At 63.8% G+C, this 9,292-nt stretch carries 14 protein-coding genes; 3 read left to right on the top strand and 11 right to left on the bottom strand.

From position 1 onward, the window contains the following. Positions 1-129: 129 nt before the first annotated feature. The 3 genes from EOA29_RS15540 to EOA29_RS43785 all read right to left on the bottom strand — a co-directional run bounded on the left by EOA29_RS15540 (position 130) and on the right by EOA29_RS43785 (position 934). Positions 130-417 (bottom strand): type II toxin-antitoxin system RelE/ParE family toxin, encoded by a 288-nt coding sequence (locus EOA29_RS15540; RefSeq protein ID WP_126091358.1) that lies wholly within the window; start codon positions 415-417, stop codon positions 130-132. Continuing rightward, the gene (locus tag EOA29_RS15535) at positions 417-671 is read right to left on the bottom strand and encodes a type II toxin-antitoxin system ParD family antitoxin (RefSeq protein WP_126091357.1); all 255 of its coding nucleotides are present in this window, start codon (positions 669-671) and stop codon (positions 417-419) included. Before EOA29_RS15535 ends, EOA29_RS15540 begins: the two co-directional genes overlap by 1 nt. A 128-nt stretch (positions 672-799) precedes the next feature. After that, entirely contained in the window at positions 800-934 is a 135-nt protein-coding gene (locus EOA29_RS43785) for a hypothetical protein (protein WP_281059648.1), read from the bottom strand. A gap of 144 nt (positions 935-1,078) precedes the next feature. Between EOA29_RS43785 and EOA29_RS15530 the strand changes: the two genes are divergently transcribed. Both EOA29_RS15530 and EOA29_RS15525 read left to right on the top strand, forming a co-directional pair. Then, on the top strand, positions 1,079-1,708 hold the full coding sequence (locus tag EOA29_RS15530; RefSeq protein ID WP_126091356.1) for a TetR/AcrR family transcriptional regulator: 630 nt from the start codon (positions 1,079-1,081) through the stop codon (positions 1,706-1,708). After that, positions 1,705-2,157: a cupin domain-containing protein gene (locus EOA29_RS15525; RefSeq protein ID WP_126091355.1), complete on the top strand. Its 453-nt coding sequence runs from the start codon at positions 1,705-1,707 to the stop codon at positions 2,155-2,157. The genes EOA29_RS15530 and EOA29_RS15525 overlap by 4 nt, the downstream gene beginning before the upstream one ends. 81 nt (positions 2,158-2,238) lie before the next feature. Here EOA29_RS15525 and recQ read toward each other — a convergent pair whose 3' ends face one another. The 3 genes from recQ to EOA29_RS15510 all read right to left on the bottom strand — a co-directional run bounded on the left by recQ (position 2,239) and on the right by EOA29_RS15510 (position 4,812). Next, a complete protein-coding gene (gene recQ, locus EOA29_RS15520) occupies positions 2,239-4,080 on the bottom strand; it encodes a DNA helicase RecQ (protein WP_126091354.1) in 1,842 nt (613 codons plus the stop codon). Positions 4,081-4,199: 119 nt separating this feature from the next. Continuing rightward, entirely contained in the window at positions 4,200-4,508 is a 309-nt protein-coding gene (locus EOA29_RS15515) for a HigA family addiction module antitoxin (protein ID WP_126091353.1), read from the bottom strand. 7 nt (positions 4,509-4,515) lie between these two features. Next, complete coding sequence (locus tag EOA29_RS15510) at positions 4,516-4,812, bottom strand: type II toxin-antitoxin system RelE/ParE family toxin (RefSeq protein WP_126091352.1); 297 nt, start codon at positions 4,810-4,812, stop codon at positions 4,516-4,518. 126 nt (positions 4,813-4,938) lie between these two features. On the opposite strand from EOA29_RS15510, the gene EOA29_RS15505 reads away from it, so the two are divergent. Continuing rightward, positions 4,939-5,565: a LysE family translocator gene (locus EOA29_RS15505; RefSeq protein WP_126091351.1), complete on the top strand. Its 627-nt coding sequence runs from the start codon at positions 4,939-4,941 to the stop codon at positions 5,563-5,565. 28 nt (positions 5,566-5,593) lie between these two features. Here the strand turns inward: EOA29_RS15505 and EOA29_RS15500 are convergent, their stop codons facing one another. The 5 genes from EOA29_RS15500 to kduI form a co-directional block, all read right to left on the bottom strand. Continuing rightward, a complete protein-coding gene (locus EOA29_RS15500; RefSeq protein WP_126091350.1) occupies positions 5,594-6,553 on the bottom strand; it encodes a hypothetical protein in 960 nt (319 codons plus the stop codon). Then, positions 6,550-7,296, bottom strand: a complete 747-nt coding sequence (locus tag EOA29_RS15495) for a sulfotransferase (protein ID WP_126095704.1) — start codon at positions 7,294-7,296, stop codon at positions 6,550-6,552. The genes EOA29_RS15500 and EOA29_RS15495 overlap by 4 nt, the downstream gene beginning before the upstream one ends. Positions 7,297-7,534: 238 nt before the next feature. Next, a complete protein-coding gene (locus tag EOA29_RS15490; RefSeq protein ID WP_126091349.1) occupies positions 7,535-7,864 on the bottom strand; it encodes a cupin domain-containing protein in 330 nt (109 codons plus the stop codon). A 29-nt stretch (positions 7,865-7,893) separates the two neighbouring features. Next, positions 7,894-8,661: a 2-dehydro-3-deoxy-D-gluconate 5-dehydrogenase KduD gene (gene kduD / locus EOA29_RS15485; protein WP_126091348.1), complete on the bottom strand. Its 768-nt coding sequence runs from the start codon at positions 8,659-8,661 to the stop codon at positions 7,894-7,896. Further along, positions 8,658-9,292: 5-dehydro-4-deoxy-D-glucuronate isomerase (kduI, locus tag EOA29_RS15480; RefSeq protein WP_127221108.1), on the bottom strand; the 635-nt coding region annotated here is incomplete at its 5' end. The genes kduI and kduD, both read right to left, overlap by 4 nt.

Here is a 9,292-nt window from a genome sequence, read left to right as displayed (position 1 = left end):
GCATTGACGGCACATTCGAGGTTCCGGCATCCCAGAGATGTCCGTTGAGCGGTTACGCGCATTATTGAATGTTGTCGATGGGACGAAAAGGTGTTTTGTCCGGGGTCAGGCGTTCGCCGACGTCAGGAATCAGCTTCTCGCCCAATCCTCGTGCCCGTGACGCACTCGGACAATGAGGATGTCGCCGTCTCCCTCGATCCGGTAAACGACTAGATGGGCCTTGAACGGATGGATTCGCATCGGCGGTGATAACTCAAGTCGCTCCCGCGCGATGCGCGGATTGGCGACGATCAGATCGAAGATCGCGAACAACTCGTCATGATATTGTCTGGCTTGCACGGGGCCAGACACGCGGACACCCTGCTCGGCAATGCCGATAATGTCCTCTTCCGCCGCTATCGATAGGCGGAAACCCATTATCGCTTGCCGCGTGGCGCCTCTGCCCGGTTGACCGCCTCTGCGAAAAGCTCGTCCTTGGAGCGCCTGCCGATACCGCTCTTCAGGCCGTCATCGACAAAGCTCTGCATGGCCGCAATCTTGTCGTTGCGCTCCTGATCTTTGCGGATCAGATCACGCACGTAATCGCTCGCATTGGCGTAACGCCCCGTTTCAGTCTGCGCCTCCACCCACGCCTTCATGGGATCGGGCAAGGATACGTTCATCGTCGCCATATCGGCCTCCATATAATGTCCAGTGTATGGCATATTTTGACAAAGTTTGTCAAATGTTCGCCCCTGCCGTCGCACACCGCGTCATGCGCCACCCTGGGTGTACCTGAAGAGTTACCTGTGGATTCAGCTCACATCTCGCCGAACTCCCTGCGCTTGGCCTCGCCGACGCCGTTCACCTCGGCGAAGGATCGAGGTTGATCGGCCCGAATCGACGTCCGGCCGGCCGTGCGCTGGCCTGCCGCTCCTTGGGCCGCAGCGCTCATTCCGTCATTAGTAACCGTCGGCGACCAAGTCCGACCGAGCGAAAAGCGACCCTATCAACTTCAATTAACGACACCATCAGTGACACCAATTGACAGTCGTCGATTTTCATGACACAAACAGTGCCATCAATTAGGAGCACCCGCGTGTCGCAAGTCCGCACCTACAACAGCCCCATGCGCGAAGAGAAAGCGCGTGAAACGCATGAGGATATCCTCTGCGCCCTGTTTGAGCTCATGGATTCGGCCACCGCCGCCGACGAGATCAGCATGGAGGCGATCGCCCGGAAGGCTGGCGTGCAGCGCCGCACGGTGTTCCGCCACTTCGCCACCAAGGACGACCTGCTGGCTGCCTTTTGGCCCTGGTTGAATGCCCGGATCAGAGCCTCTACGACCCCAAGGACCCCTGAGGACGTTGTCGACGGTCCCCGCCAGGCCTTCCCGCGGTTTGATATGCACGACGCTGCGATCCGCTCGTCGCTCCATTCGCGGACCGGCCGTGAGATGCGCATGGGCACGGTGGCAAGCCGCCGCGCCAATTTCAGGCGCGCGCTGGCTCCCGCCATTTCCTCTCTTCAGCCCGCCGAGGCCGAGAAGGTCGAGGCGCTGGCTCATCTGCTCTTCTCGGCCTCCGCATGGGAGATCCTGAAGGACTATGGCGGTCTCACCGGCGCCCAGGCCGGCGAGACCGCATCCTGGGCACTCGAGGTGATCCTGTCCGCGGTCACCCCGGGTCATTCACCGGCGGAAGTCACCAACCAAAGAGACAAGCCATGAACTTCAACGTCACCACTCCCGAGGCCGCCCAGACGCTCTGGGTCGTCGCCGACCGCATCCGCCTGCTCGGCGGCATCGTGGGTTCCAGCCTTGAACTTATCGAGGTCGAGGTCCCGCCAGGTTCCGGCACTCCGCCGCACAGCCACGCCTCGCCCGAATTGTTCTATGTGCTGGAAGGCGCGCTCACCGTCCGTCACTTTGGCGCCGGCGGCCCGCCCGAAGTGACCGTCGCAGGTCCCGGTACCTCGGTGCGCATCGGCCCGAGGGCGCCGCACAATTACTCCAACGACAGCGGCCGCCCGGTGCGGATGCTGGTGCTCGTCGAGCCGTCCATGATCGCTTTCTTCCGCGACATCGGCACCGCCGAGCCGCAGGCCCAGCCCGACTTCGCCCGCATCGGCGCAGCCATGCAGCGCCACGGGATCGAGGCGCTGCCCGTAGCGGCCTGAACTGTCGCCGGGGTCCACCTGCAGGGGAGAGCAAGGTGCTTCCCTGCAGGCGGCAACGTCTCAGCGGCGAATGGTAACGAGCTAAGCGCCCGCCTGATGCGCCGCGATCGCGCTCAAGAAAATCTCGCCGAATTCCCTGAGCTTGGCCTCGCCGACGCCGTTCACCTCGGCGAAGGCGTCGAGGTCGCGTGGGCGGCGCTCGGCCATGTCGATCAGCGTGCGGTCGGAGAAGACGACATAGGCCGGCACCTGGCGTTCCTTGGCGAGGCGCAGCCGCAGCGCCTTGAGCGCGGCGAGGAGCGCGGCGTCCAGATCGTCCGTGCCGGCGGCAGCCTGGGCTGAACGCGCCTTGTTGCGCAAGGAACGGTGCCGCGTCTCGACGCGATACTCGAACGCGGTTTCGCCGCGGCCGAGCGCGCGGCCGCTTTCCGAAATGGCAAGGCCGCCATAGCCGTCCGGATCCGGCATCAGAAACCCGCCCGCCACGAGTTGACGGATCAGCGACAGCCACGCAGGTCTCTTGTGCGCCGCGCCGGTGCCGAAGCTGGCAAGCCTTTGATGGCCCCTGGCCAGCACTTTCTCGGTCTCGTGGCCGAGCAGGACATCGATGACATGGGCGGCGCCGAACCGCTCGCCGGTTTGCGCGACGGCCGAAAGGATGATGCGCGCTTCGGCACTGCCGTCCGCGCGCGGCGCCTGGCTGAGGCAGTTGTCGCAATTACCGCAAGGCTGCGCTTCCTCGCCGAAATAGCCAAGCAGCACCTGGCGGCGGCACTGCGCCGTCTCGCAATAGCCGATCAGGGTGTCCAGCCGGCCGTGCGAGCGCCGCTTGTGCTCGGACGAGGCATCCTCGTCGTCGATGAACAGGCGGCGCGTGCGGATGTCGCCGAGGCCGTACAGCATATGCGCCTCCGCCGACCGCCCGTCGCGGCCGGCGCGGCCGATCTCCTGGTAATAGGCCTCGAGGCTCGCCGGCAGGTCGGTGTGGAACACATAGGCCACGTCCGGCTTGTCGATGCCCATGCCGAAGGCGATGGTCGCCACCATGACGACGCCCGACAGCGTCATGAAGGCGTTCTGGTTCGCTTCCCGCGCCTCCTTGCTCATGCCGGCATGATAGGCGAGCGCCGTGACGCTGTTCTTTTCGAGGAAGGCCGCCATCTCCTCCGTCTTCCGGCGCGACAGGCAGTAGACGATGCCGCTGCGCCCGGGATGGCGCTCGACGAAGCGCAGCAGCTGGCGCTTGCTGTCCTGCTTCGGCTCGATGGCGAGTTTGATGTTCGGCCGGTCGAAGCCCAGCACCAGCGTGTCGACGCGGTCGGCGAACAGCCGCGCCGAAATGTCGGTGCGCGTCGTCTCGTCCGCGGTCGCCGTCAGCGCGATGATCGGCACTTTCGGAAAGATGTCGCGCAACTGCGCGAGATCCTCATATTCGCGCCGGAACGCCGGCCCCCATTGCGAGATGCAATGCGCCTCGTCGACGGCGATCAGGCGGATATCGAGCCTGGCGAGCGCGTCGAGCATCCGGTCGGTCATCAGCCGCTCCGGCGCGAGATAGAGCAGCCGCGTCTGGCCCGACGCGACCCGGCGCCACGCCGCGACATTGGCATCGCGGTCGAGCGAGGAATTGATCGTGTCGGCGGCGACGCCGGCGAGCCGCAGCGCCGAGACCTGGTCCTGCATCAGCGCCACCAGCGGCGAGACGACGATGGTGAGCCCGCCCAAGACAAGCGCCGGAACCTGATAGCAGAGCGACTTGCCGGCGCCGGTCGGCATCACGGCCAGCACGTGGCGTCCCGCCAGCAGCGCCTCCATCACGTCGGCCTGCCCGGGGCGAAAATCGTCGAAGCCGAACACGTCCTGCAGCACTCGCCGCTTCGGATCGCGTCCCTCCGCCGGAATGCCAGCTATCGATGTCCGCATTGAGAGTGATTCCCGGATTTCGGCTGAGGCCGCTTCTTAGAGTGACGATCACAGGAAGGCTATCCAGGTAGACCGAGGGGTGCCGGTACGCTGCCCTCGAGCATCCTATCAAGCCCGGATCAGGCCGCGTTCGGCAACGGACGCGCGCGCTCGATCCTCTCACGCTCCTTCGGGTTGTGCATCGCCTCCCACAGATCACTGCGCCGCTGCACATTGAGCCAGAACTCGGGGCTGTTGCCGAACACACGCGCAAGGATAAGCGCGGTCGGCGCCGTGACGTTGCGACGATTGTTGCAGAGCTCATTGACATGCTTGCGTTGCACGCCCATTGCCTCGGCCAAGGCGGCTTGCGTGAGACCCATCGGCCGCATGAACTCCTCCACCAGGATCTCGCCGATCCTCACCGGTCTGCGCTTGGTCGTCAGCATAATCCACCTATCTGTAGCTATGGTCGTCAAGATAGACGCCCGACGCTTCACCGCGGCGACCGTCCCACCGGAATACCAGCCGCCATTGCTTGTTGACGCGGATCGAATGGAACCCTTCGAGGTTGCCGCGCAATTTCTCGAAATGATTACTGGGCGGCACGCGCAAATCCAGATCGGTCGTCGCATCATCGATCATCTGGAGCTTGCGGAACAGCCGCAGTTCGAGATCGGGCGGGATATTCCTTGAGCGCACGTCGTCAACGAAGAAGGCTCGCAACCACTCGTCCCGAAAGCCAGCGATCATCCTTCACCCTTAGTGGGCGATAGTACCACTCTATGGTATAATTGCAAACAAGCGTCGCCGCCATCCGCATTGCCTTTCCACGCAAAGGATGGCTTCCTGTCCGGCCTGCAGCGGAGGAACCCGGCAATGATCGATTTGGCCACATTGGCGACCTATGTCGCGATCGTGCTTGGCTTCGTCTTTATTCCGGGGCCTGCCACGCTGCTTACCGTGGCGCGGGCGACCAGCTCGGGAACCAAGGTCGGCATCGCCACCGGCGCCGGCGTCGCGGCGGGCGACGTCGTCCACACCGTCATGGCGATCTTCGGCATCTCGGCCATCATCGCCACCTCGGCGATGCTGTTTTCCATCATCAAATATATCGGCGCGGCCTATCTCGTTTACCTCGGCATCCGCGCCATCCTCGAGAAGGCGCCGGTCGATCTCGCCGGGAGCGTCTTGGCCGTGCCGGCGGGCAAGGCGTTCCGGCAGGCCGTATTGACCGAGGTGCTGAACCCGAAGACGGCGTTGTTCTTCCTTGCCTTCCTGCCCCAGTTCATGCGCCCCGAAAACGGATCGGTCGTGCTTCAACTGGCGATCCTTGGCGCCGTCTTTGTTCTGCTCGGCCTCTTCAGCACCGTGGTCTTCGCCGTCTCGGCCGGAGGTCTGGGCTCTTTCCTGCGCCGCAAGCCGGCCGTGCTGAGGTGGCAGGGCAAGGTGGTCGGCGGCATCTACTGCGCGCTCGGCGTGAGGCTTGCGCTGCAGCAGCGCTGAGCCCCGCATTCGCCAAAGTGACGAAGCATTAGATCCGTAGCTGGTTCCACAGGTCCGCGATCGATCTTCGCAAACCTGCGGCCTTCGGTTCGCCGGGCCGGATTTCGGCCAGCGCTATGCCGCTTTCGCCGGCGACAGCATAGAGCAGCCATGTCCGGCCATTCTCCTCGAAAATCGCCGGATCGCGGAGCGCATTCTGCCTGCCCCTAGCCGCGCCCCTGCGGCCGCGGCTAACTGGAAGATCCGCGCCTTCGTCGTCCGTCTCCGGCCTCAGCAATTCGGTCTTGCCGCGCACTTTCCAGCGCTGCCAGTCACTGGAAAGATCCATGCTGCCGTAAACGATGCGCTCGGGGGCGTCGTCCTTGCGCGTATAATAGACGATCAGCGACCGGCCGCTTTTCTGCGCCGCGACGTGCCTGGGCCTTGCCCACCGTGAGCCGGGCAAAACGACCGGTCCCTCTTCGAAACCGGACAGACCGTCGCTCGATCGGCGGAGCCTCACATTGCCCGTGCCGAAGAGCCCATACCACCAGCCGTCATGGCGAAAGATCCGAGCGTAGAATGGTCCGAGCGGCTCGGCATTGGGCCTGAAACGCAGACCGTCGGCGGAGGTGGCCGCAAAGGTCGTCTGGCCCTGGCCATTCAAGGCCGGACCATGGAAATACATGACGATTCGCTGATTCCGCTCATCGACATGCACGTCGGGAGACGCGATGTGCCCCTGGAGGAATGGGCACTCGGCGAGCGACAGCACGCCCCCTGGATGGATCCGCCAGGGACCCTCTATCGCATCGGAATAGGCAAGCCGGATATAGCTGCCATGATGATGCGCGAAATAGAGATGATAGGCCCCGAGCCGGCCCTTCGCCCAATCGGGCATCCTGACCAGCGAAGGACCGTTTATGTTGGCGCCGTCGTCGCCGGGCAGCATGCCGGGTGTGATCAAAGGTCCGTGCCGCTTGGCGAGAAGGCCAACCGTTGCCGTCATCCGCGGGCCCAGTCCGGCATATCGTAGCCGAACTCGTCGCAGAACTCCTTCAGGCGCGCGAGAAAGGCCGGCGGCAGGGCGCGCAGATAGGTCCGGAACTCTTCGTTTCGCTCCCATTTCTGCAGCGAGGTTGCGCGTATCGGGTTGCCGGGATCCTCGCTGAACCGGATGCGCGGTTTGAGGTCGAATGCCCTCGCGATCCGCTCCTGCATGGCATCCGGCTGAGCGATCATGTCTTCATAACGGATATAGGTGATCGCGCGGCGGGGCTGGGTCTTCCTCAGCCGCAGCAAGGCATCATATTCCGCCAGCCAGCGTTCGGGCGTGACGTGGAACCGGCGCTGCGCCCTGCTCTCCGGATGCGAGCTTGTAAGCACGTCAAGCGGATGGCGAACGCAATAGATCAGGCCAACGGCGCTTGGCAATTTAGCCAGGTGCACATGGCCCCGCTCGGTGCGCTTGACGACAAGGTTGGCTTCCGGGCGGTCCAGCATGTCCAACTGGGTGTATTTCGCTTCGGCCCGATGGACGAAAGTGTCTTCGAAACATCCCATCAGGCGCTGCGTAAGCGTCGTTCCGCTGCGCGCGCAGCCGGCGATGAATATCTTGTTGTAGCGCGCCGTGTCCGCCTCTACCCAAACCCGCCACAGCCGCTTCAAATCCAGCGCAAGGCGCCGGACCTCCCTGACCGGTCGCCTGGTGGCCTCGCGTAAAAGGGCTTCTGATTTTCGTACGACGTCCATTCCAGACTTTCTCTCCCGCCGGCTTTGCTCATCCGCCGAATGACGATCTGCGGCCCATCGTTTCTTTGGCCGATATGCCGGCACAGTTCCAGTCTTCTTCGTTAAACCTATCTTCACTATGTTGCGGCACCGTTATCGTCCTGCGGCAATGTTTGAGTACCGCGGCGGCGCCACAAGCGCCCAGGCAACAAACCCGCGCCTCACGGCGCGGGTTTTCCTTTTGGACCATAGGAAGGACCTAGAGGAAGTCGGCCCTATAGGGTGCAAAACTGTCGACCAGCCGCCCCGCTTCCAGCGCCTTGACGCCATGCACAAGGTTCGACGGAACGATGAAGCTGCTCCCCGCTTCCAGGATTTCCGAGCGGCCATCGATGGTGACTTCGAAACGGCCTTCGGCGACATAGCTTGCCTGGACATGCGGATGCGAGTGCAGCGCGCCGACGCCGCCCTTGTCGAAGGCGAACTCGACCAGCATCAGTTCGTCGGTATGCACCAGCACGCGCCGCCTGTTGCCGTCCGGCGTCGGTATCCGGGTCTTCTCGTCGGCATGAGAAAAGATATCGGTCATCGCGAGCTTCCGTCCAGAAATTGAAATGGTCATCGCGCCAGCCAGCCGCCATCCACCGGCATCACCGCGCCATGCATGTAATCCGACGCCGGCGCCAGCAGGAAAACGGCGGCATCGCCGATATCGCCGGGCAGGCCCCAGCGCGCCGCGGGAATGCGCCCGAGGATGGCGGCGCTGCGGTCGGGATCGGCGCGCAGGGCTTCGGTGTTGTTGGTCTCGATATAGCCCGGCGCGATGCCGTTGACGTTGATGCCTTTCGACGCCCATTCGCAGGCAAGCAGCCTGGTCAGTCCGAGCACGCCATGTTTCGAGGCCGTGTAGGAAGCGACGCGGATGCCGCCCTGAAAACTCAGCACCGAGGCGATGTTGACGATCTTGCCGCGTCGCCCGGGTTGCGCAAGCACCCGCCTGGCAAAACTCTGGCTAAGTCGAAAGACCGTTTTCAGGTTGATGTCCATCACCTCGTCCCAGTCCGCCTCGGTCAGCTCGACCGCGTCGGCGCGTCGGATGATGCCTGCATTGTTGACAAGGCCGTCGAGCGGCCCGATTTCGTCCCAGACCCGGTCGAGCATGTCGGCCGCCTTGGCGGGATCGCCGAGATCGGTGGCCACAGCTTCGAACCGTCCCTTGACAGCCGCGACCTTCTGCGCCGTCTCATCCATCGCCGAGCGGCCGACGCCTATCACGGCGGCGCCGGCGCGCGCGACCGACACGGCGATGCCCTGGCCGATGCCGGTGTTGGCGCCGGTGACGAGGATGCGTTTTCCCGCGAGGCTGAAGGCAGAAAGATCGCTCACCTGAGCTGATCCATCGTCACCTGGTCGACGTCGGTATAGTCGACATTGTCGCCGGCCATGGCCCAGATGAAGGCATAGTTCGAGGTGCCGGCTCCAGAATGGATCGACCAGCCCGGCGACAGCACCGCCTCTTCATTGCGCATGACGATGTGGCGCGTCTCGTCCGGCTCGCCCATGAAGTGGAAGACGCGCGCGCCTTCGGCCAGGTCGAAATAGAGATAGGCCTCCATGCGTCGGTCATGCACATGGCATGGCATGGTGTTCCACACCGAGCCCGGCGCGAGCTGCGTCATGCCGACGACCAACTGGCAGGTCTTTACCCCATCGGCATGGATGAACTGGAAGATCGAACGCTCGTTGCTGGTCGCCTGGCTGCCGAAGTCGAGCCGCTTCGCGTCGCTGACGCGGATCAACTGGCTGGGATAGGCTTGGTGCGCCGGCGCGCTCAGCAGATAGAACTTGGCCGGCTTGTCCGGCTCGGCCGAAGCGAACGAAACTTCCTGCGTGCCCATGCCGAGATAGACCATGTCGCGCGTTGCCATCTCAAAGGGCAGGCCATCGGCCGTCACCGTACCGGCGCCGCCGATATTGACGGCGATCATTTCGCGGCGGTCGAGGAATGCCCTGGTGC

Origin of the sequence: Mesorhizobium sp. M1E.F.Ca.ET.063.01.1.1 (assembly GCF_003998155.1) — a bacterium.
In the GTDB taxonomy this organism is placed as follows: Bacteria; Pseudomonadota; Alphaproteobacteria; order Rhizobiales; family Rhizobiaceae; genus Mesorhizobium.
This window is presented reverse-complemented; position numbering and strand designations above follow the sequence as displayed.

Excerpts from the sequence above, each read along its gene's own strand:
- EOA29_RS15495 (WP_126095704.1), bottom strand. The coding sequence starts at position 7,296 with ATGGACGTCGTACGAAAATCAGAAGCCCTTTTACGCGAGGCCACCAGG.
- EOA29_RS15525 (WP_126091355.1), top strand. The coding sequence starts at position 1,705 with ATGAACTTCAACGTCACCACTCCCGAGGCCGCCCAGACGCTCTGGGTC.
- EOA29_RS43785 (WP_281059648.1), bottom strand. The coding sequence starts at position 934 with ATGAGCGCTGCGGCCCAAGGAGCGGCAGGCCAGCGCACGGCCGGCCGG.
- EOA29_RS15505 (WP_126091351.1), top strand. The coding sequence starts at position 4,939 with ATGATCGATTTGGCCACATTGGCGACCTATGTCGCGATCGTGCTTGGC.
- EOA29_RS15535 (WP_126091357.1), bottom strand. The coding sequence starts at position 671 with ATGGCGACGATGAACGTATCCTTGCCCGATCCCATGAAGGCGTGGGTG.
- recQ (WP_126091354.1), bottom strand. The coding sequence starts at position 4,080 with ATGCGGACATCGATAGCTGGCATTCCGGCGGAGGGACGCGATCCGAAG.
- EOA29_RS15500 (WP_126091350.1), bottom strand. The coding sequence starts at position 6,553 with ATGACGGCAACGGTTGGCCTTCTCGCCAAGCGGCACGGACCTTTGATC.
- EOA29_RS15510 (WP_126091352.1), bottom strand. The coding sequence starts at position 4,812 with ATGATCGCTGGCTTTCGGGACGAGTGGTTGCGAGCCTTCTTCGTTGAC.
- EOA29_RS15540 (WP_126091358.1), bottom strand. The coding sequence starts at position 417 with ATGGGTTTCCGCCTATCGATAGCGGCGGAAGAGGACATTATCGGCATT.
- EOA29_RS15490 (WP_126091349.1), bottom strand. The coding sequence starts at position 7,864 with ATGACCGATATCTTTTCTCATGCCGACGAGAAGACCCGGATACCGACG.
- EOA29_RS15515 (WP_126091353.1), bottom strand. The coding sequence starts at position 4,508 with ATGCTGACGACCAAGCGCAGACCGGTGAGGATCGGCGAGATCCTGGTG.